General features: G+C 73.1%; 20 protein-coding genes and 1 pseudogene. 17 read left to right on the top strand and 4 right to left on the bottom strand.

Annotated elements, in window-relative coordinates:
• The first annotated feature begins 47 nt into the window (after positions 1 to 47).
• The 5 genes from IG54_RS0125380 (at position 48) to IG54_RS0125360 (ending at position 4,017) form a co-directional block, all read left to right on the top strand.
• Positions 48 to 998, top strand: a complete 951-nt coding sequence (locus tag IG54_RS0125380; protein WP_030788879.1) for an SRPBCC family protein — start codon at positions 48 to 50, stop codon at positions 996 to 998.
• A 25-nt stretch (positions 999 to 1,023) separates the two neighbouring features.
• On the top strand, positions 1,024 to 1,818 hold the full coding sequence (locus IG54_RS0125375; protein ID WP_030788876.1) for an aldose epimerase: 795 nt from the start codon (positions 1,024 to 1,026) through the stop codon (positions 1,816 to 1,818).
• 10 nt (positions 1,819 to 1,828) lie between these two features.
• Positions 1,829 to 2,380: an orotate phosphoribosyltransferase gene (gene pyrE / locus IG54_RS0125370; protein ID WP_030788873.1), complete on the top strand. Its 552-nt coding sequence runs from the start codon at positions 1,829 to 1,831 to the stop codon at positions 2,378 to 2,380.
• A gap of 115 nt (positions 2,381 to 2,495) precedes the next feature.
• On the top strand, positions 2,496 to 3,524 hold the full coding sequence (fbaA, locus tag IG54_RS0125365; RefSeq protein WP_030788870.1) for a class II fructose-bisphosphate aldolase: 1,029 nt from the start codon (positions 2,496 to 2,498) through the stop codon (positions 3,522 to 3,524).
• A gap of 79 nt (positions 3,525 to 3,603) precedes the next feature.
• Positions 3,604 to 4,017 carry a DUF3151 domain-containing protein gene (locus IG54_RS0125360; RefSeq protein WP_030788867.1) on the top strand — a complete coding sequence of 138 codons (414 nt, stop codon included), beginning with the start codon at positions 3,604 to 3,606 and terminating at the stop codon, positions 4,015 to 4,017.
• Positions 4,018 to 4,292: 275 nt separating this feature from the next.
• Here the strand turns inward: IG54_RS0125360 and IG54_RS0125355 are convergent, their stop codons facing one another.
• The gene (locus tag IG54_RS0125355) at positions 4,293 to 5,474 is read right to left on the bottom strand and encodes an NADH:flavin oxidoreductase (protein ID WP_030788864.1); all 1,182 of its coding nucleotides are present in this window, start codon (positions 5,472 to 5,474) and stop codon (positions 4,293 to 4,295) included.
• A 112-nt stretch (positions 5,475 to 5,586) separates the two neighbouring features.
• On the opposite strand from IG54_RS0125355, the gene IG54_RS0125350 reads away from it, so the two are divergent.
• The 11 genes from IG54_RS0125350 to IG54_RS0125300 all read left to right on the top strand — a co-directional run bounded on the left by IG54_RS0125350 (position 5,587) and on the right by IG54_RS0125300 (position 17,344).
• A complete protein-coding gene (locus tag IG54_RS0125350; RefSeq protein WP_030788861.1) occupies positions 5,587 to 6,213 on the top strand; it encodes a CGNR zinc finger domain-containing protein in 627 nt (208 codons plus the stop codon).
• A 141-nt stretch (positions 6,214 to 6,354) separates the two neighbouring features.
• Positions 6,355 to 7,206 (top strand): tryptophan 2,3-dioxygenase family protein, encoded by an 852-nt coding sequence (locus IG54_RS0125345; RefSeq protein ID WP_030788858.1) that lies wholly within the window; start codon positions 6,355 to 6,357, stop codon positions 7,204 to 7,206.
• Positions 7,199 to 8,443, top strand: a complete 1,245-nt coding sequence (locus tag IG54_RS0125340; protein ID WP_030788855.1) for a kynureninase — start codon at positions 7,199 to 7,201, stop codon at positions 8,441 to 8,443. The genes IG54_RS0125345 and IG54_RS0125340 overlap by 8 nt, the downstream gene beginning before the upstream one ends.
• Before the next feature lie 127 nt (positions 8,444 to 8,570).
• Positions 8,571 to 9,449, top strand: coding sequence for an alpha/beta hydrolase family protein (locus IG54_RS0125335; protein WP_030788852.1), 879 nt, complete (start codon positions 8,571 to 8,573; stop codon positions 9,447 to 9,449).
• 199 nt (positions 9,450 to 9,648) lie between these two features.
• Positions 9,649 to 10,602, top strand: coding sequence for an alpha/beta hydrolase (locus tag IG54_RS0125330; RefSeq protein ID WP_030788849.1), 954 nt, complete (start codon positions 9,649 to 9,651; stop codon positions 10,600 to 10,602).
• The gene (locus IG54_RS0125325; RefSeq protein WP_078594473.1) at positions 10,595 to 11,860 is read left to right on the top strand and encodes an acyltransferase family protein; all 1,266 of its coding nucleotides are present in this window, start codon (positions 10,595 to 10,597) and stop codon (positions 11,858 to 11,860) included. Before IG54_RS0125330 ends, IG54_RS0125325 begins: the two co-directional genes overlap by 8 nt.
• A 10-nt stretch (positions 11,861 to 11,870) precedes the next feature.
• A complete protein-coding gene (locus tag IG54_RS0125320) occupies positions 11,871 to 13,247 on the top strand; it encodes a sensor histidine kinase (protein ID WP_324615428.1) in 1,377 nt (458 codons plus the stop codon).
• Positions 13,244 to 13,921 carry a response regulator gene (locus IG54_RS0125315; RefSeq protein ID WP_030788840.1) on the top strand — a complete coding sequence of 226 codons (678 nt, stop codon included), beginning with the start codon at positions 13,244 to 13,246 and terminating at the stop codon, positions 13,919 to 13,921. The genes IG54_RS0125320 and IG54_RS0125315 overlap by 4 nt, the downstream gene beginning before the upstream one ends.
• Before the next feature lie 74 nt (positions 13,922 to 13,995).
• Positions 13,996 to 15,351 (top strand): sensor histidine kinase, encoded by a 1,356-nt coding sequence (locus IG54_RS0125310; protein WP_030788838.1) that lies wholly within the window; start codon positions 13,996 to 13,998, stop codon positions 15,349 to 15,351.
• Complete coding sequence (locus IG54_RS0125305; protein WP_030788836.1) at positions 15,348 to 16,016, top strand: response regulator; 669 nt, start codon at positions 15,348 to 15,350, stop codon at positions 16,014 to 16,016. The genes IG54_RS0125310 and IG54_RS0125305 overlap by 4 nt, the downstream gene beginning before the upstream one ends.
• Before the next feature lie 101 nt (positions 16,017 to 16,117).
• The gene (locus IG54_RS0125300; RefSeq protein WP_051819922.1) at positions 16,118 to 17,344 is read left to right on the top strand and encodes a cytochrome P450; all 1,227 of its coding nucleotides are present in this window, start codon (positions 16,118 to 16,120) and stop codon (positions 17,342 to 17,344) included.
• A gap of 15 nt (positions 17,345 to 17,359) precedes the next feature.
• On the opposite strand, the gene IG54_RS0125295 is transcribed toward IG54_RS0125300, so the two are convergent.
• Together IG54_RS0125295 and IG54_RS0125290 are read right to left on the bottom strand one after the other, a co-directional pair.
• Positions 17,360 to 18,979: an ABC transporter permease gene (locus IG54_RS0125295; RefSeq protein WP_030788831.1), complete on the bottom strand. Its 1,620-nt coding sequence runs from the start codon at positions 18,977 to 18,979 to the stop codon at positions 17,360 to 17,362.
• Positions 18,976 to 19,911, bottom strand: coding sequence for an ABC transporter ATP-binding protein (locus IG54_RS0125290; RefSeq protein WP_051819921.1), 936 nt, complete (start codon positions 19,909 to 19,911; stop codon positions 18,976 to 18,978). Before IG54_RS0125290 ends, IG54_RS0125295 begins: the two co-directional genes overlap by 4 nt.
• Before the next feature lie 124 nt (positions 19,912 to 20,035).
• On the opposite strand from IG54_RS0125290, the gene IG54_RS0125285 reads away from it, so the two are divergent.
• Complete coding sequence (locus IG54_RS0125285; protein ID WP_030788828.1) at positions 20,036 to 20,560, top strand: GbsR/MarR family transcriptional regulator; 525 nt, start codon at positions 20,036 to 20,038, stop codon at positions 20,558 to 20,560.
• A gap of 36 nt (positions 20,561 to 20,596) precedes the next feature.
• Here the strand turns inward: IG54_RS0125285 and IG54_RS0125280 are convergent.
• Positions 20,597 to 21,144: pseudogene (locus tag IG54_RS0125280) on the bottom strand (hypothetical protein); the annotation flags it as partial.

The following is a 21,144-nucleotide window of genomic DNA, read 5'->3' as shown; positions in this document are numbered from 1 at the left end:
GCGAAGCGACGTACATAGAGTCGAGTGCGTGGGTAGGCTCCACTGCCATGGAGCATGAGGTGTTCGTTCCGGTTTCGGCAGAGCGGCTCCGGCAGGTCCTGGCAGACCCCGAGCGGGTCGCCGGGGCGGTGCCCGGCCTTCAGCGCGCCGCGGAGGAGACGGCGGGCCCGCTCTCCGGTCGCCTCAAGGTGCGCGTCGGGGGGCACACCATCACCTACCGGGGGGCGGCGAGGACCGAGGGCCGTGCCGCCGGGGCGTACGCGATCGAGGGCGAGGGCGCGGAGGTGCGCGGCTCCGGTTCGGTGAAGCTCTCGCTGACGGTGCGGCTCGTGCCGGCCGTCGCGGGGACGACGGTCGTGTTCGGTGGGACGGCCACCGCGGACGGCCGGATCATGGAAAGTTCTCCACAGGTTGTGGAATCGGCGGTGCGCAGGCTCCTCGACCGGTTCGCGGAGGGGCTCGCGGAGGCGGCGCCCGCGGACTCCGGCCCCGCGGAGCCGGACGAGCCCCGGCCCGCGACCCCCACCGCCGTCGAGACGGAGGCGCCGCCGCCGTCCCTCGCGCGGCGCGGCGAAGAGGCCGATGACGTAGACGACGCGGACGACGCGGACGACGCGGACGACCTGGACGACGCAGATGCCGTGGACGACGTCGAAGACCTGGACGACATCGACGACGTGGACGACGCCGAGGACCTCGACGATATCGACGGCGTCGATGGCGTCGACGGCGTCGACGGCGTCGACGGTATTGACGACATCGACGACGACGTCAGCGACATCGACGTCCCGCCCGCCGAGGCCGCGCACGCCCGCCGCACGATGATCGGCCGCAGCGCCGAGGAGGTCGACCACGCCCCGCCCCGCGGCCGGTACGCCCCCGCGCCCGCCCCCGAGACCCTCGCGGGCAGCGCCACGCTCCGCTGGGCCGCCCCCGCCGCCGCCCTCGCGCTCGCCTCCGCCATCGTGCTCGGCAGGGCCCTGCGCCGCCGCCGGTGACCGCGTACGCCGTAGGGTCGGGCCCGTGAGTACCGAAGACGTGACCCTGACCGCGGGCGACGCGGAAGTGACCGTGCAGCCGGGCAACGGCTGCCGCATCGGAAGCCTGCGCATCGACGGCGTCGAGCTGCTGAGGCAGGGGGAGCGCTACGGCAGCTTCCCGATGGTGCCGTGGTGCGGCCGGATCCGGGACGGGCAGTTCCGCGACGGCGCGAGCGTCCACCAGATGCCGCTGAACTCCCCGCCGCACGCCATCCACGGCTTCGCCCGTGACGCCCGCTGGCGCACGGCACGCACCTCGAAGACCGAGGCCGTCTTCACGTACGACCTGACCGCTCCCTGGCCCTACCCCGGCCGCGTCACCCAGATCGTGGAACTCACCGAGGAGGCGTTGACGCTGCGCCTCGGCATCGAGACGTACGGCGACTCCTTCCCCGCGCAGGCGGGCTGGCACCCGTGGTTCCACCGCGTCCTCGACGGTGGCGGCGAGCCCGTACGCATCGACTTCGACCCCGCCTGGCAGGAGGAGCGCGGCGACGACCACCTCCCCACCGGCCGCCGCGTCGAGCCCGCACCCGGCCCCTGGGACGACTGCTTCGGCATGCCCGAGGGCGTCGACGTGACGCTGACCTGGCCCGGACGGCTCGCGCTGAACGTCACCAGCCGCGAGCAGTGGGTCGTCGTCTACGACGAGCAGGAGGCGGCCGTGTGCGTGGAGCCGCAGACCGGCCCGCCCAACGGGCTCAACACCGCGCCGCGCCTGGTGACACCCATCGAGCCGCTGGAGACGGCGACGACCTGGACCTGGACGCGGCTTTAAGCTGAGCGGCATGACTGACGACGTACGTGGCGCGCTGCTCCAGCAGATCAAGGACAAGGCCGTGGTGCACGGCAAGGTGACCCTCTCCTCGGGTCTCGAAGCCGATTACTACATCGACCTGCGCCGCATCACCCTCGACGGCGAGGCCGCCCCCCTGGTCGGCCAGGTGCTGCTCGACCTCACCGCCGACCTCGACTTCGACGCCGTGGGCGGCCTGACCATGGGCGCCGACCCCGTCGCCGGCGCGATGCTGCACGCGTCCGCCGCGCGCGGCAGGCGCCTGGACGCCTTCGTGGTCCGCAAGGCCGCCAAGGCGCACGGCATGCAGCGCCGCGTCGAGGGCCCGGACATCAAGGGCCGCCGCGTACTCGTCGTCGAGGACACCTCCACCACCGGCGGCTCGCCGCTCACCGCCGTCGAGGCCGTCCGGGAGGCGGGCGCCGAGGTCGTCGGCGTCGCCACCATCGTGGACCGGGCCACCGGCGCGGGCGAGAAGATCACCGAGGGCGCGGGCGTGCCGTACCTCTTCGCGTACTCGAAGGACGACCTCGGCCTGGACTGACGGCCGAGCCCGGACCGGCGGCCGAGTCTGGAAAGATGGGGGCGACGATGTCGTCGCCCCCAGGTCAGGGTCAAGCAGCACAGCACCCAACCCGCACATCACAAGGAGCGGACACATGCCCATCGCAACTCCCGAGGTCTACAACGAGATGCTCGACCGGGCGAAGGCAGGCAAGTTCGCCTACCCGGCCATCAACGTGACCTCCTCGCAGACCCTGCACGCCGCACTGCGCGGGTTCGCGGAGGCCGAGAGCGACGGCATCATCCAGATCTCCACCGGTGGCGCGGAGTTCCTGGGCGGCCAGTACAGCAAGGACATGGTGACCGGCGCGGTCGCGCTCGCCGAGTTCGCGCACATCGTCGCCGCCAAGTACGACATCACCGTCGCGCTGCACACCGACCACTGCCCGAAGGACAAGCTGGACGGCTATGTCCGCCCGCTGCTCGACGTCTCCGCCGAGCGCGTCAAGGCCGGCCGGAACCCGCTGTTCCAGTCGCACATGTGGGACGGCTCCGCCGAGACCCTCGCCGACAACCTGGCCATCGGCCAGGAGCTGCTCGCGAAGGCCGCCGCCGCGAAGATCATCCTTGAGGTCGAGATCACCCCGACCGGCGGCGAGGAGGACGGCGTCAGCCACGAGATCAACGACGAGCTGTACACGACCGTCGACGACGCCCTGCGCACCGCGGAGGCCCTGGGCCTCGGCGAGAAGGGCCGCTACCTCCTGGCCGCGTCGTTCGGCAACGTCCACGGCGTCTACAAGCCGGGCAACGTCGTCCTCCGTCCCGAGCTGCTCAAGGACCTCCAGGAGGGCGTCGGCGCCAAGTACGGCAAGGCCGGCTCGCAGCCGTTCGACTTCGTCTTCCACGGCGGCTCCGGTTCGACCGCCGAGGAGATCGCCACCGCGCTGGAGAACGGCGTCGTGAAGATGAACCTCGACACCGACACCCAGTACGCCTTCACGCGGCCCGTCGCGGACCACATGTTCAAGAACTACGACGGCGTCCTGAAGGTCGACGGCGAGGTCGGCTCGAAGAAGACCTACGACCCGCGCACCTGGGGCAAGCTCGCCGAGGCGGGCATGGCCAAGCGCGTCACCGAGGCGTGCGCGAACCTGCGCTCCACGGGCACGCGGCTGAAGTAGCACCCCGTTCCGCACGGTGTAGGCCCCGGGTCACCCGACCCGGGGCCTTCGCCGTGCCGCGATGCAGCAGACTGGGCCCATGGCCATTCACAAGGATCTGCTCGGGGGACCGCCCCCGACCCACCTGCCCGACGAGCCGGAGCCGCGCGAGCTGCTCGCGAACGGCGCGGACCCCGCCGACGTCGCCGCCAAGTACCCCACGTCCTCCCTCGCCTGGGCGCGGCTCGCCGACGAGGCGTACGAGCGCGGCAACGTCGTCGAGTCGTACGCGTACGCCCGTACGGGCTACCACCGCGGCCTGGACTCCCTGCGCCGCAGCGGCTGGAAGGGCCACGGCCCGGTGCCGTGGGAGCACGAGCCGAACCGCGGCTTCCTGCGGGCGCTGCATGCGCTGGCGCGGGCGGCGCAGGCGATCGGCGAGCAGGAGGAGTACGAGCGCTGCGCGGGCTTCCTGCGGGACTCCTCGGAGACCGCGGCGGCGACGCTGGGCTGACCTGGGGCGGGCCTACGTCGCTTGCGGCGCGGGCCCGCACTGCCGCGCCCCTGACGGGGCGCCCCGTCAGGGGCGCGGGGCTGTCACATGTGCGGCTCCGCCGCGTGGGCGCGACCAGCCACCGCGCGCCCGCGCTGTCGTGCCGTCGATCGCCCTCCGGGCTCGTCCTCAATCGCCGGACGGGCTCTCCACAAGCGGCCTCGCGGAGCGCCCCGTCAGGGGCGCGGGGAACTGCGCGACCAGCCACATCCGGCCCGCAGGCGAGGAACCGACGACTAGCGCAACTGGCCCAGCAGCGTCACGTCATATGGCACCGCCTGGGCCAAGCGGCCAGTAACCGCCTTGTGGGCCCACTCCGGGTCCGCGATGAGCGACCGCCCCACCGCGATCATGTCGAACTCGTCCCGCTCCATACGGTCGAGGAGCAGATCGATCCCCGTGGACGCCGTCTCCTTGGCCCAGCCCTGCGGGCCCACGAACTCCTTGTCGAGGCCGACCGAGCCGACCGACAGCGTGGCCTTGCCGGTGAGCTTCTTGACCCAGCCCGCGAGGTTCAGGTCGCTGCCCTCGAACTCGGGGAGCCAGTAGCGCCGCGTGGAGGCGTGGAAGGCGTCGACGCCCGCCGCCGCCAGCGGGGCGAGCAGGGACTCCAGCTCGGCCGGACCGGCGGCCGGCTTCGCGTCGAACGCGTTCGCCTTCCACTGGGAGAACCGGAAGATCACGGGGAAGGTCGGCGAGACCGCCCCCCGCACCGCCTCGACGATCTCGCGCGCGAACCGGGTGCGCGAGGCGAGGTCGCCGCCGTAGCCGTCGGTACGGCGGTTGGTGGTGCCCCAGAGGAACTGGTCGATCAAGTAGCCGTGCGCGCCGTGCAGTTCGATGCCGTCGAAGCCGATCCGCTCGGCGGCGGCCGCGCTGTCGGCGAAGGCGGCGATCACCGCGTCGATGTCGGCGCCGGTCATCGCGTGACCCTTGGCCTCGCCGTCCAGACCGAGGCCGGAAGGGCCGACCGGGGGCGCCGAGGGGATCGGGCCCTGGCCCTCGTCGCGGGTCGCGCCCACGTGCCAGAGCTGCGGAACGATCCTGCCGCCCGCCGCGTGCACGGCCTCGGCGACCTTCTGCCAGCCCGCGAGCGCCGCCTCGCCGTGGAAGCGCGGGACGCGGTGGCTGCTGCCGGCCGAGGCGTGGTCGACATAGGTGCCCTCGGTGACGATCAGGCCGACGCCGCCCGCCGCGCGGCGCGCGTAGTACGCGGCGACGTCCGCGCCCGGCACGCCCTCGGGCGAGAACTCGCGGGTCATGGGGGCCATGGCGATGCGGTTGGGCAGGGTGAGGCCGTTGATGGCGAAGGGGCGGCCGAGAACGCGTGCGGCGCGTGAGGCGTCCGTGGAGGTGTCCGTGGGGGCGCCCGTCCCTGTCGTCCCGGTGGCTTCCGGCGTCGCTTCCGTGGCTTCCATGCGGCCCTCCTGGGCTCTCGGTACGAGTGACGTCCTACGTTGCTGACAGCACTGTAGGCCGATAGCTGGTTTCCCCCTTCGGGCGGGTGCCTCGCCGGGTACCTTGAAGGGCATGAACTGGCCAGCGACCGAGCGCCACTGCCTGAGTCCCGCGCCCGGCGGCCTCGCCCTCGTCCAGGAACTCCTGAACACCGCGCCCGCCGGCCGCCCCGGGCCCGCCGACCTGCCCGACCTGCTGGGGGACGGCGCGCTCGGCGCCGCCCAGGAGTGGGCCGACCTCGCCGTGCGCGGCTGGGCGGGGGAGACGGGGCGGCCCGACGTACACCTCGTACTGACCGAGGAGGACCTGCCGAAGCTGCGCTGTCTGCGCGACCAGGTGCGGCGGGCGCTCGCCGCGGGGGGCGGCGGGGACGGGGACGCGGTGCGCTTCACCTCCGCGCCCGTCGTCGTCGGGCTCGCGGGGGACGGCACGCTGACCGTGGAGCCGGAGGGCGCGGGCGCCCGCTGGCTGGCCTCCGCGGTCCTCGCCGAGGGGCTGCTCGCCCAGGCGTCCGGTGTCTGGCGCCGCCTGAAGATCTGCCGCAACCCGTCCTGCGCCGCCGCGTTCTACGACCGCTCCCGCAACAACAGCGGCGTCTGGCACTCGGTGCGGGGCTGCGGGAACGCCGCCCATCTGCGCGCCTGCCGGGAGCGGCGCCGCGCACAAGAGGGCGTGGCCGACAACAACGTACGGCGTTAGCTGCTGTCAGCTTCCTAGCTCGAACGTGTGTGCCTTGCCGTTTCGGGGAAAGTTGCAGAAGATTCCGGTGGGGACCGGGGCCCCCGTGCCGGTACCGGCAGGGGCGGACCGCTACCCGGAGTACGTATCGAGGAGACAGCGATGTCCCCAGAGGCGCATGAGACGCCCACCGAGGCGCACGCGGCCGAGAGCCCGAACCTCGACTTCGCGGGCACCACCCCGTACGAGGACTACGTCCAGGCGGACGTCCTCACCCACCTCCAGCATCTGCGCTCGGACGATCCCGGCGAGATGGTCTTCCTGGTCACCACCCAGGTCATGGAGCTGTGGTTCACCGTGATCGTCCACGAGTGGGAGACCGCGGCGCAGGCCCTGCGCCGCGAGGAGGTCCCCGTCGCGGTGGCCGCGCTCAAGCGCAGCATCCGCGAGCTCGAGGCCCTGAACCACTCCTGGAAGCCGCTCGCCGGGCTGACCCCGGCGCAGTTCAACTCCTACCGGGGCGCGCTCGGCGAGGGCTCCGGATTCCAGTCCGCGATGTACCGCCGCATGGAGTTCCTGCTCGGCGACAAGTCGGCGTCGATGCTGGTCCCGCACCGGGGCGCGCCGCGCGTCCACGCGGAGCTGGAGAAGGCGCTGCACGAGCCGAGCCTGTACGACGAGGTGCTCAGGCTCCTCGCCCGGCGCGGCCACGCGGTCCCGGCCGCCGTCCTGGAGCGCGACCTCTCGCAGCGGTACGAGCCCTCGCCCGAGGTGGAGGCCGTCTGGACGAAGCTCTACGCGGGCGACGAGAGCGACGAACTGGCCCGCCTAGGCGAGACGTTGACGGACGTCGCCGAGCTGGTCTGGCGCTGGCGCAACGACCACCTGGTCGCCACGCGGCGCGCGATGGGCTCCAAGACGGGCACGGGCGGCTCGGCCGGGGTGGCCTGGCTGGAGAAGCGCGCGACGAAGAACGTCTTCCCGGAGCTGTGGACGGCGAGGAGCCATGTCTGACCTGCGGCAGGAGGCGGACTCCCTGGATCAGAAGGACGAACTGCGCGCCAAGCGCGTGGAGTTCGTCCTCGATGACACCGTCTACCTGGACGGCAATTCCCTGGGCGCGCTGCCCGCGAACGTGCCGGGCCGCGTCGCGGACGTCATCGCCCGCCAGTGGGGCGAGCTGCGCATCCGCTCCTGGGACGAGAGCAACTGGTGGACCGCGCCCGAGCGCATCGGCGACCGCGTCGCCCCGCTGATCGGCGCCGCCCCGGGCCAGGTCGTCGTCGGCGACTCGACGAGCGTGAACGTCTTCAAGGCGCTGGTGGGGGCGGTGCGGCTGGCGCGCGGCGAGGCTTCCGGCGGGGCCTCCGGCGAGGCTGCGGGCGGTGGCGGTCATCCGGGCGGGGGGCGCGACGAGATCATCGTTGACGCCACGACCTTCCCCACGGACGGGTACATCGCGCGGTCGGCGGCCCGCCTCACCGGCTGCCGCATCACCCCGCTCGCCCCGGCCGAGGTGCCCGCCGCGCTCAGCTCCCGCACGGCCGCCGTGCTGCTCAACCACGCCGACTACCGCACGGGCCGCCTGCACGACCTGCCGGGTCTGACGGCGGCCGTCCACGCGGCGGGCGCCCTCGCCGTCTGGGACCTGTGCCACACGGCGGGCGCCCTGCCCGTCGGCGTGGACGCGCACGGCGTGGACCTCGCGGTGGGCTGCACGTACAAGTACCTGAACGGCGGGCCGGGTTCGCCCGCGTACCTCTATGTGCGCGAGGAGCACCAGGCCCGCTTCGACTCGCCGCTGCCCGGCTGGACCTCGCACGCCGAGCCGTTCGGGATGCACCCCGAGTTCGAGGCGGCGCGAGGGGCGACGCGCGGCCGTGTCGGCACGCCCGACATCCTGTCGATGCTCGCCCTGGAGGCGGCCCTCGACGTCTGGGACGGGGTCTCCGTCGACGCGCTGCGGGCCAAGTCGCTCGCTCTGACCGACTTCTTCCTGCGGTGCGTCGAGGCGTACGTACCCGAGGGGCGGGTCGAGTCGCTCACCCCGGTGGCGCACGCCGAGCGCGGCAGCCAGGTCGCGCTCCGCTGCGAGGGTGCCGGGGACGTCATGAAGCGCCTGATCGAGCGGGGCGTGGTCGGCGACTTCCGGCCGCCGGACGTGCTGCGCTTCGGGTTCACCCCGCTGTATGTCTCCTTCGCCGACGCCGAGCGGGCGGCGCGCGTCCTGGCGGAGACCCTGGACGCGTGATGCCCGCGCGTACGCCGGACTGATAGCGTCCGGCGGATCTTGGTCCCGTCCCTCCGCTCTCGGTACTCCGTAGTTTGGGCGGGACGGGACGGACCTGCCAGCCGCACTGCCGTTGAGAGGTTGCCGCATGCCGGACGACGCCGCCGTGGCCCGCGATGCCGCCGAGGCCGAAGCCGTCTACTCGCATCCCACCGTGGAGCCGGACGCCACCGCCGCCTACGGCGAACACCCCGACCAGGTCATCGACTTCTACGCGCCCCGGGGCGACCTGGCCCGGCCCGCGCCGCTGGTCATCGCCCTGCACGGCGGGGCCTGGCGCACGCCGTACGACCGTTGGCACTTCACGCCGTTCGTGGACTTCCTCGCGCGCCGCGGCTTCGCGGTCGCCAACGTCGAGTACCGCAGGGGCAGCCCCATCCCCGCCCAGGGCGGCACGAGCCCGGTGGCGGGGCGCTGGCCGGAGACCCTCGACGACGTGGCCGCCGCCTTCGACGCGCTGCCCTCGCTCGTGCGGACCGCTCTGCCGTCGGCCGACGCGCGCCGCACGGTGGTCACCGGGCACTCGGCGGGCGGCCAACTCGCGCTGTGGGCGGCCGCGCGGCACCTGCTGCCCGCCGACGCACCCTGGCGCACCGACCGCCCGGCCCCGCTGCGCGGCGTCGTCGCGCTCGCCCCGATCGCGCACTTCAAGGTCGCGGAGGAGCTGGGGGTGTGCGGCAACGCCGCGTCCCAACTGCTCGGCGGCCCCGCAAAGTTCGAGGAGCGGCTGCCGTACGCGGACCCGGCCGCGCTGCTCCCGACGGGTATCGCCACGACCGTCGTGCAGGGCCGCGAGGACATCGGGGTGCCGCAGGCGGTGGCCGAGGCGTATGCGGACGCGGCGGCCAAGGCGGGCGAGGTGGTGGGCCTCACGCTCCTTGAGGACGTGGGCCACTTTCCGCTGATCGACCCGGCGGCGGACGCGTGCGCGGTGGTCGCGGAGGAGATCGCGCAGTTGGCGTACTGAGGTTGGCGGGGGCGCGGGCGGCGGGCGCGGGGCGGGCCCCGTGGCCCCTGGGGGAGGTCCCCAGTGATACCCGTAATACCTGAGAGCTACGCGGAGGTTGCATACCCCGGTGTGATGTGGGCGACGAGGTCTGATCCATAACTTTCCACCCATGGACGCGAGTCGGAGAACCGGCACGCGGGGCGGAAGGGAACGCACGATGAGGATCAGGGCCGGGCGGCTGCGCCGCACTCTGCTGGCAGCCGGTGTCGCCGCGGCGGTGGCGTTCCCGCTGTCGGGCGCGGCACGCCCCGAGATCCCCGCCCCGGCCCCCGCCGCGCTCGGCCGTGTCACGGCACAGGACCTGACCGACGCGTATGCGGCGAACAGGTCGAACGCCGCCGAGGCCGCCCGCATGGCCGAGCGGTACGGCGCACGGGAGCGGGCCGCCGTGCTGCGCGCCATGGCCTCACCGGACCGGCACTTCCTCGCCTTCGACGGGCGGGGCGCGGGCCGCACCGCCGAGGTGTTCGGTGACCTGGCGGGCGCCGAGCGCGTCGCCGTGCTGGTGCCGGGTTCGGACACGTCCCTCGATTCGTACGGCAGGCTGCGTTCCGGCGCCCGCGCCCTGCACGGCGAACTGGGCCCGCGCACGGCCGTGGTGGCCTGGCTCGGATACGAGACACCGGGCACGGTCAGCCCCGCCGTACTGACCACGGGCCGCGCGGACGGCGCGGCGCCCGCGCTGCGCTCGTTCGTGGACGACCTGCACGGGATCAACGCCCACGCGCGCGTGTCCCTGCTCTGCCACTCGTACGGCTCGGTGGTGTGCGCGAGCGCGGCATCCGGGCCCAGGGGCCTGGACGTTACGGACATCGCGTTCTTCGGCAGCCCCGGCACCGGCGTCGACAAGGCGGCCGATCTGCACACCCCGGCGCGGATATGGGCCGGCCGCGGCGCCGACGACTGGATCGCCGACGTGCCGCACACCAGTGCCGACCTCTTCGGCACGACGGTCGGCTTCGGCACCGACCCGGTCTCCGGCGGCTTCGGGGCCCGCGTCTTCGCGGCAGGCGGCGGCGGGCACAGCGACTACCTCAAGCCCGGCTCCGTCCCACTGGAGAACCTCGCACGGATCGCGCGCGGGGACGGCCCGGAGGTCACCCATGCGTGAGGTCGTAGGTACACGGGTGCGTGAGACCGTACGTACACGGGCGCGCGAGGCGGTAGGTACACGGGCGCGTGCGGTCGCTCGCGCTCGGGCGCTGGTCCGGCACATCGACGCCGCGACACCGCCCGGGCGGAACCGCGCCGTCGACGCCCTGCGGGCCCTCGCCATCCTCGGTGTGGTGGGCGGCCACTGGCTGGTCACGGCCCTGGTGTCGGACAGCGGCGTGCTGCACGCCGCGAGCCCGCTGCGGTACATGCCATGGCTCGCGCCGATCTCCTGGGTCTTCCAGACCCTCGCCGTGTTCTTCCTGGTGGGCGGGCACATGGCGGCGAGGAGCCACGCGGCGGCACGCCGGCGGGGCATCGGTTACGGCCCGTGGCTCGCGGCCCGGCTCGGCCGTCTCTCCAGGCCGGTCGCCGCCGTGCTCGCCCTGTGGACGGTCATAGGGGCGTGCCTGAGCCTGTCGGGCACGGGCCCGGACACGGTCCACACGCTGCTCAAGCTGGCGCTCTCCCCACTGTGGTTCCTGCTGGTCTTCGCCGTCCTCACCGCGCTGACGCCGCTGGTCTCACGGCTCAACCCGCTGTGGCCGCTGGCCGTCGTACTGCACGTGGACCTCATACGGTTCGGTTTCGACGGCCCCGCCGGGCTCGGCTGGGTCAATGTGGCGGCGGGCTGGCTCGTGCCCTACACCCTGGGCGCGGCCTGGACGCGGGGCGAGCTGACGCGGCGCTCGGGCTGGGTGCTGCTCCTGGGCGGGGCGGCGGGGGCCGCCGGGCTGATCCTGTGGGGCGGTTATCCCGCCTCGATGGTCGGCGTCCCCGGCGAGCCGGTGTCGAACCTCGACCCGCCCACCCTGGCCGTGGTCGCCTTCGGTCTCGCCCAGTGCGGCCTCGCGCTGCTGCTGCGGGAGCCCCTGCGGCGTTGGACGCGCCGGCCCGCGAGCTGGGCGGCCGTGGCGCTGGTCAACCTCTCCGCGATGACCATCTTCCTCTGGCACCAGACGGCCCTGATGGCGGTCACCGCGCTCGGCCTGCTCGCCGGTGGACCCCTGCCGGGCCTGCACACGGTGCCGGACGGGCCCGGCTGGGCGCTCACCCGGCTCGCCTGGCTGCCGCCCTTCGCGGTGGCGCTCGCGGTCTGCTGGGCGGCGTTCCGCACGTTCGAGCGAGGGCGCCCGAAGCGGCGTGGGGGAGGCTCCCGGGTGGTGCGCGTGCACCGCGGTCCGGGGGCGGGAGCGAAGGCGGCGCGGCATGTCTAGAGTTGATCTTGTGGAGCGTGGGGGCCGCGAGCGCGGCGAGGGTGAGCGGGTGGACCGGATCGTCCTGGCGGGCGGGTTGAGGGGGCTCCGCGGAGAGCTGTGGACCTTGGCGCCCATGCCGCTGCCGCCGCGCGCCAGGCCGCGCCGACTGCGCTGGGGCCCGCACTTCGTGATCCTGTGCGTCGCCATCGGCACGCTGGTCGGCAACCTCGACCAGGTGGCGGGAAGTTACCAACTGGGCTACATACTGGGCACGTTCACGAGCCTGGCGCAGGCCGTGGCCCTCGTGCTCGCCCTGGTGCGCCCGGTCCCCGCGTGGTGGCTGTCCCTCTTGGTGAACATGTTCGTCGCCGCCTGCGCGGCGATCCCCACGGGAGCGGGTTCCGAGCCGTGGCCGTGGTCGCCGCCGTCGTTCGTCGCGCACGCCGCCCTGACGCTGCTGCTCGCGCTGCGGGTGACGACACCGGCCGCCGTGGTGGCGTTCGCCGTCAGCGTCGGGGCGCCACTCGTGCTGCAAGCGACGATCGACCCGGGCCCGTCCGACTCGACGGTGCAGCTCTCGGCGATCGTCTTCGGAGCCGTCACGGTGATCGGCACGCTGCTGCGCGGCCGCCGCGAGGTCCGCAGCAGGCTCGTCGAGCAGGAGACGCTCACCGCGGAGGAGCGGGCCCGCCGCACGCTTCTGGAGGAGCGCAGCCGCATCGCCCGCGAACTGCACGACGTGGTCGCCCACCACATGTCCGTGATCTCCATCCAGGCGCAGGTGGCCCCGCACCTGGTCAAGGACCCGCCCGAGGAGCTGAAGGAGAACCTCGCGGGCATCAGGGGGAACGCCGTGGAGGCCCTCACCGAACTCCGCCGCGTCCTCGGCGTCCTGCGCTCGGAGGACCCCGAGGACTCCGAATCCGCGCCGCAGGCCCCGCTGCCCACCCTCGACCGTCTCGACGGCCTCGTCGACAACGCCCGCCTGGCCGGGCTGACCGTCCACCGCGAGGACTCCGGGGAGCGGCGCCCGCTGCCGCCCGGTGTGGATCTGTCGGCCTACCGCATCGTGCAGGAGGCGCTGAGCAACGCCATCCGCCACGCGCCGGGCTCGACCGTGCGCATCGGCCTCGCGTACAGCGGGGCCGGGCTGCGCGTCCGTGTCGCCAACACCGCCGCCCGCACCCAGGCCCCGCCCTCACCGGGTGCCGGGCACGGGCTGCTCGGGATGCGTGAGCGGACCGCCATGCTCGGCGGGGACATAGCCGCGGGCCCGCTGCCGGACGGCGGCTATGAGGTGTCCGCCTTCCTGCCGACGGGCAGCGAGAGCGCCCTGAGGGACGGCGAGAGCGCCCTTGAGGACCAAGAGAGCACTGTGACTGTGACGAACGGGGGAAGTCAGTGAGCGACACGATCCGGGTGCTGATCGCCGATGACCAGATCATGGTCAGACAGGGCTTCACGGTCCTGTTGAACGCGGAGGCGGACATCGAGGTCGTCGGCCAGGCGGTCGACGGGCGGGACGCGGTCGCCAAGGTGGCCGAGCTGACACCCGACGTGGTCCTGATGGACATCCGCATGCCCGAGCTGAGCGGCATCGAGGCCGCCCGCCGCATCACGTCCCAGCAGCCCGGGGTGCGGGTTCTGGTCCTGACGACGTTCGACCTCGACGAGTACGTGTACGAGGCGCTGCGCGCGGGCGCCTCCGGCTTCCTGCTGAAGGACGCCTCCGCCGACCAGCTCGCCGAGGCCGTCCGGGTAGTGGCCGCGGGGGACGCGCTGCTGGCCCCCGGGATCACCCGACGCCTGATCGCCGAGTTCTCCCGCATGGACGGCGGCCCGCGCGGCCCCCTCAAGCCCCGCGTCGGCGAGCTGACCGGGCGTGAGACGGAGGTCCTGGCCCTCATCGCACGGGGCCTGTCGAACGCGGAGATAGCGGCGGACCTGGTCGTCGCCGAGCAGACCGTGAAGACGCACGTGGGCCGGATCCTGGTGAAGCTGGGCCTGCGGGACCGCACGCAGGCGGCGGTGTTCGCGTACGAGACAGGGGTGGTGAGGCCCTCCGGGCAGGCCGGGTAGTACCTGGGACGGACCCGCCAGGACCCGTCCTGGTGCGGACGCCGCGCGGGCCGGGCCCCCGTACCGTCGTAGACGTGACCGAAACGACTGAGCAGCTCAGGGCCAGAGGCCCCAAGAGTCCGGAGTTCCATCTCGCGCGGGAGATCCTCGGCGGGCTGCGCGAGGCGCTGTTCCGAGACGTCTTCGCCTACCGGCTGCTGCCCCCGCGGACGGCGAGCGGGCGGGGCGCGCGCCTTCTGCCGAAGCAGATACGTCCGTACGCCGTCTGGAACCGCCACGCCCTGGTGGTGGGCGCGGCCCTGATCACCGTCTCCATCGCCTTCCAGGTGGGCATCGGGGGCAATGAGGCCGCGTTCTTCCTCGGCGGTCTCATCCCGGCGGTCGCCGTCCTGATGACGCTGGTCAGGCCGGTCGGCGCGTTCTGGGTGTCGCTGGTGTCGACGCCGTTCACGGCGGCGCTCGGGAACAGCTGGGAGGGCTGGCCGTGGACGCCCGACGCCTTCTTCGCGCACATCGTGGTGATGGTCGTGGTCGCCCTGCGCACCCGGCCCCGTACCGCCCTGTGGATGTGGCTCCTGACGGTGGCGTACGCCCTGGCCGCCGAGGCCTTCTTCGACGTCGGTGCCAATGGTTACAGCAGTTCCGATGCCCCGGCGATGCTGTTCTTCTCGGCGCTCGCGCTGCTCGTCACCACGGTGGTGCACGTGCGCCGCGAGGCGCAGCGCGAGGTCACCGTGCAGCGCACCGTCACCGCCATCGAGCGCGACAAGCGCACGCTCCTGGAGGAGCGCACCACCATCGCCCGTGAGCTGCACGACGTGGTGGCGCACCACATGTCGGTGGTCGCCATCCAGGCGGAGGCCGCGCCCTACCGCGTGGAGAACCCGCCGCCCGAGCTGGAGCAGGCGTTCGTGACCATCCGGGAGAACGCGGTGGCCGCGCTGACCGAGCTGCGCCGCGTCCTCGGCGTCGTACGGGCGGAGGACTACGAGGCACCGGACGCCCCGCAGCCGACCCTGGCCGACCTCGACCGGCTCCTGGACAACGTGCGGGACGCCGGACTGACCGTCGACAAGGCCGTCACCGGAGCGGTCCGCGAACTCCCGCAGGGGGTGGAACTCTCCGCGTACCGCATCGTGCAGGAGGCACTCAGCAACAGTCTGCGCCACGCGCCCGGCGCCCCGGCCCGCGTCGAGGTCGGCTACGTCCTCGGCGGCCTCGGCCTGCGCATCGTCAACGGCCCGGCGACCGGCCTGCTGAAACCCTCACCGGGCGCCGGCCACGGGATCACCGGCATGCGGGAGCGCGTCACGATGCTGAACGGCGAGATGACGGCGGAGGCGACGCCCGAGGGCGGCTACGAGGTCACGGTCTTCCTGCCCGTTCCGCTCGCCGACCGGCTCGACCCGGCGGGGGAGGACGTCGCATGACGATCCGCGTCCTGATCGCGGACGACCAGATGATGGTCCGCGAGGGGTTCTCCGTCCTGCTCAACGCCATGCCCGACATCGAGGTCGTCGGCGAGGCGGTGAACGGCCGCGAGGCGATCGAACGGGTCCGCGATCTCGCCCCCGACGTCGTCCTGATGGACATCCGCATGCCCGAGCTGAACGGCATCGAGGCGACCCGCGAGATCATCGCGTCCGAGGGCGAGGCGAAGGTGCTCGTGCTGACCACCTTCGACCTCGACGAGTACGTGTACCAGGCGCTGCGCGCCGGGGCGTCCGGGTTCCTCCTCAAGGACGCCTCCGCCCGCCAACTCGCCGACGGCGTACGGGTGGTGGCGTCCGGTGAGGCGCTGCTGGCCCCGACGGTGACGCGCCGCCTGATCACGGAGTTCTCCAAGCTGGCCCAGACACCGCGGCTCTCGGCGGCGGCCCAGGCGCAGCAGTACGGCGAACTCACCGAGCGCGAGACGGAGGTCCTGGTGCTCATCGCGCAGGGTCTGTCGAACGCGGAGATCGCCGCGCGCCTGGTGGTCGCCGAGTCCACGATCAAGACGCACGTCAGCCGGGTCCTGGTGAAGCTGGGCCTGCGCGACCGCACGCAGGCGGCGGTCTTCGCATACGAGGCGAGGCTGGTGACACCGGGCTGACGGGCGTGTCCCGCGGTGGCCCGGCCACAGAGCGCCCGCGGTGTTCCCCGAACACCGGACGGCGCCTGGCGTCGAACACCGGGCACGCCTAGCGTCGAGTCATGCCCGCCCGCCCGGAGCCCTCCGCGATCCTCACCCCCGCCGACCCGGAGTTCGTCGCCGACCCGTACCCGGCGTACGGCCGGCTCCGCGAGGCCGGCCGAGTCCACTACTACGCGCCCACCGACCAGTGGCTGATCCCGCGCCACGCAGACGTCACGGCCCTGCTGAGAGACCGCCGTCTGGGCCGCACCTACCTGCACCGCTTCACCCACGAGGAGTTCGGACGCACACCCCCGCCCCCCGAGCAGGAGCCGTTCCACATGCTCAACGACAACGGCATGCTCGACCTGGAACCCCCCACGCACACCCGCATCCGCCGCCTGGTCTCCAAGGCGTTCACGCCCCGCACGGTCGAGCAACTGCGTACGTATGTGGAGGAGTTGGCGGACGCCCTCGCGCGAGGCCTCGTGGCGGACGGCGGCGGCGACCTCGTCGCGCGGGTCGCCGAGCCCCTGCCCGTGGCGGTCATCGCCCAGATGCTCGGCATCCCGGAGAGCGACCGCCCGCTGCTGCGCCCCTGGTCGGCGGCGATCTGCGGGATGTACGAGCTGCACCCGTCCAAGGAGACGGCGGCCCGCGCGGTGCGCGCCTCGCTCGAATTCACCGCCTACCTGCGGGAGTTGATCGAGCGTCGCCGCGAAAGGCCCGGGGACGACCTGATCTCGGGCCTGATCGCCGCGTACGAGGACGGGCAGTCGCTCAGCGAGCAGGAAATGATCTCGACGTGCGTGCTGCTCCTGAACGCGGGGCACGAGGCGACCGTCAACGCCACGGCCAACGGCTGGTACGCGCTCTTTCGCAACCCCGCCCAACTCGCCGCCCTGCGCGCGGATCCGGACCGCCTGATCCCCACGGCCGTCGAGGAGCTGCTGCGCTACGACACCCCGCTCCAGCTCTTCGAACGCTGGGTCCTCGACGATATCGAGATCGACGGCGTGACGATCCCCCGCGGCTCCGAACTGGCGCTCCTCTTCGGCTCCGCCAACCACGACCCGGTCGCCTTCACCCGCCCCGGCGAACTGGACCTCGCCCGCCGCGACAACCCGCACATCTCCTTCAGCGCGGGCGTCCACTACTGCATCGGCGCGCCGCTGGCCCGTATCGAACTCGCCGCGTCGATGCGGACGTTGCTGCGCCGGGCCCCCTCGCTCCGGCTCGTGAGGGAGCCGGAGCGCAGCCCGAACTTCGTGATCCGGGGCCTGCGGGAACTGCCCGTCGAGGTGTGAGGCGCCAGGTGTGGGTCAGTTCGTCATGTCCCTGCGCCGCAACGCCGCGAGGCCCACGCCGGTCAGCGCCGCCGCCAGCAGGGTGAGCGTGATCAGCGGGGGCCAGGACAGCGCGGCGCCCGGCAGCTTCGGCAGGTGGCCGAAGGGGGAGAGGTTCATGACCGCCCGGGGGAGGTCGAGCGCCGGGCCGATCCAGCCGATCGCGAGGCAGCCGCCGACCACGGCCCAGGCCGCCACCGCCCCCTTCGGGTACGCGCCGACGAACAGCACCGTGAGCCCGCCGAGCACCCAGACCGCGGGGAGCTGCGCCAGGCAGGCGCCCAGCACCGCCCCCGCGTCCTCGCCGTGCCCGACGGCCACGCCGATCCCGCAGACGGTCATCAGCAGCGCCGACCCGCCGAAGGCGATCACCAGATGCCCGGCGGCCCACCGCAGCCGCCCCACCGCGCCCGCGAGGACCGGCTCGGCGCGCTGCGAGGTCTCCTCGGCGTGCAGCCGCAGCACTGACGACGCCACGAACAACCCGGCGACCATGCCGAACAGTCCGATGATCGTGGAGAGGAAGGCCTCCGTCAGGTCCGACCGGCCGCCCATCCGCTCGATGATGTCGCGGGTGCTCTCGTTGTCACCGACGATGTCGGCCGCGCCGGACGCCATCTGCCCGAACACCAGCCCGGCGAGCAGGAACCCGGCCGTCCAGCCCAGCACCGCACCCCGCTGGAGGCGCCGGGCGAGCGCGCCCGCGGTGGCGACGCGGCCCCGCGCGGGCCCGGGCCGCGTCGGCAGGAAGCTCATCCCGACGTCGCGCCGCCCCGCCAGTTCGTACGCGACCACGCCCTGCGCCACGGTCGCGGCGACGACGAGGGCGAGCACCCACCAGCGCTCGCCCGCGAAGGCCCGCACGTTCTCCTGCCAGCCGAGGGGCGAGAGCCAGGTCGGTACGGACGAGCCGTCCGCCGTTCCCGAATCGCCCGCGGCCCGCAGCACGAACGCCGTCCCGAGGGCCGCGCCGGTCAGCCCCTTGGCCAGCCGCGCGCTCTCGGTGAGCTGCGCGGCGATCGCCGCCAGGGTGGCGAAGAGCATGCCGGTGCCGGCGATCCCGAGGCCGAGCGCGAGCGCCCCGCGCACGCCCTGCCCCGCCATGCCCGCGCTGATCAGCAGCCCGGCCCCGGCGTTGGCCACGAACGCGGCGAGCAGCGCGGCGGTGAGCGGCGCCCGCCGCCCCACCATGGACGCGGCGAGCATCTCCTGGCGCCCCGACTCCTCTTCCTCGCGGGTGTGGCGTACGACGATGACCAGGCTCATGACGGCGGCGAGCACACCCGCGTAGCAGCCGATGCGCCAGGCGGAGAGGGCGCCGAGCGAGTCGCCGAAGACGGGGCCGTACATGGCCCGCATCGAGGAGTTGGAGTTCATCGTCTCCATGGCGTCGGCGCGCTCAGCGGCCGTTCCGTACACGCTCTCCAGGGAGCCCGGCATCGCGAGCACAAGACCGGCGACGACGAGGATCCAGACGGGCATCATGACCCGGTCGCGGCGCAGCGCCAGCCGCAACAGGGTGCCGGTCCCGGCGAGTTGACCCGTCCCGCGTTCGCTCGCCGGGAGGGCGGTGGCGCGTGAGGCGACGGCGGTCATCGCGCCATCACCGCGTCCTCCGCGTTGCCCGTACCGCCCGTATCCTCCGTACCGCCCTGGTAGTGCCGCAGGAACAGTTCCTCCAGGGTGGGCGGGTTGCTGGTCAGCGACCGGACGCCCGATTCGGTCAGCGACCGGAGTACGGCGTCGAGCTTGTCGGTGTCGACCTGGAGCTTGACCCGGTGGCCCGTCACGTCGAGATCGTGGACGCCGGGCAGGCGGGACAACTCGCCTGGCGAGCCCGCGAGTTCGGCGGTGACGCTGGTCCGGGTCAGATGGCGCAGCTCGGTCAGGGAGCCGCTCTCGACGGTCCGTCCCTTTCTGATGATGCTGACGCGGTCGCAGAGCGTCTCGACCTCGCTGAGGATGTGCGAGGAGAGCAGGATGGTCCGCCCGCGTTCGCGCTCCTCGGCCACGCAGCGCCGGAACGCCTCCTCCATCAGCGGATCGAGCCCGGAGGTCGGTTCGTCGAGGATCAGCAGATCGACGTCGGACGCGAAGGCGGCGACGAGGGCGACCTTCTGGCGGTTGCCCTTGGAGTACGTACGCCCCTTCTTGGTCGGGTCCAGCTCGAACCGTTCGACGAGGTCGTCGCGCCGGGCCCGGTCGAGCCCGCCCCGCAGCCTCCCGTACAGGTCGATGACCTCGCCGCCGGAGAGGTTGCGCCACAGGGTGACGTCGCCGGGGACGTACGCGACGCGGCGGTGCAGGGCGACGGCGTCGCGCCAGGGGTCCCCGCCGAGCAGCTGCGCGGCGCCGGAATCGGCGCGGAGCAGGCCGAGCAGGACGCGGATGGTGGTGGACTTCCCGGATCCGTTGGGCCCGAGGAACCCGTGCACCTCGCCGGTCTCGACGTCCAGATCGAGGCCGTCCAGGGCGTGGGTCCTGCCGAACGACTTGTGCAGTCCGGAGACGGTGAGTGCCTTCGTCATGATTCTGAAGATACGCGTATTTCACAAACTTGTGAAGCTAATGAACCGTATAAACTCCGGTTCGGGCTCGGGTGAAGGGCGAAGAAGGGCGAAGGGTGAGGGTGAGCAGGGAGATGATCGACGTATGACGAGCGAGCGCGCGGGTGACGTAGAGGGCGCGGCCGAGGCGGACCGGGACGCGGAGGTGGTCTCCCGCTTCGTAGAACAGTTCGCCTCGCAGCTCGTCGAGGCGGGCATGCCGCGGATGCCGTCACGGATCTTCGCCGCGCTGCTCGCCTCCGACTCGGGGGCGCTGACGTCGGCGGAGCTGGGGGAGCGGCTGCGCGTCAGCCCCGCGGCGGTCTCCGGTGCCGTGCGCTATCTGACCCAGCAGCACCTGGTCTCCCGCGAGCGGGAACCGGGCACGCGGCGTGATCTCTTCCGGGTGCACAGCAACCAGTGGTACGAGGCGGTGGGCAACCGTGACGCGGTCCTCAACCGCTGGGAGAACGCGCTGCGCGACGGCATCGCCGGCCTCGGCGCGGACACGCCCGCGGGGCGGCGCCTCGCGGAGACCCTGGCGTTCTTCGAGTTCCTCCAGGAGGAGCTGGCCGCGATGATGTCCCGCTGGCGCACCCACAGGAAGTCACTCTTCCCAGAGGACCACTGACCCCGACTCCGCGGCCCCGGGACCCCTCGTGACACCTCACCGCGGCAAGGTCAGCCCCCACGCCCCCTGCCGGACCGTCCACGTCCTCGTGCGGACCGGCCCCGCCACCGCCGAGTCCGCGCGGTAGCGGAAGTCCGCTCCCGACACCGTCACGGTCCGCGCCCGCACCCGCAGCGGTGCCGCCTCCGCGCCCACGGACGAGGGCCGGATCTCCACCTGGGCAAGCCCGCCGTCCCCCGCGCTCACGCGGACGCCCTCGACCGGCTTGTCGAGGTCGACCAGCGTGACCCCGTCCGCCTCGACCCGCAGCCGCGAGGGGCCGGGCGCCGGCGTCGACGCCACCCGCGAGGGCCGCGCGGCGAGGGTCCGTACGAAGGACTGGCAGCTCCGCAGCCACGTATGCCCCTCTCCGGAGCCACCGGCAGCCACCCCGGAACCCCCCGCCGCCTCACTGACCCCGGTCACCTCACTGACCCCAGCCGCCTCCGTGACCCCAGCCGCCTCAGCACCCCGAGCGCCCCGAGAACCCCGAGAACCCCGCGACCCTCGCGAAGGCCAAGCCCCCCGGGAGACCCCGCCCAGCC

This window comes from Streptomyces sp. NRRL S-920 (genome assembly GCF_000717945.1).
GTDB classification, from domain to species: domain Bacteria; phylum Actinomycetota; class Actinomycetes; order Streptomycetales; family Streptomycetaceae; genus Streptomyces; species Streptomyces alboniger.
This window is presented reverse-complemented; position numbering and strand designations above follow the sequence as displayed.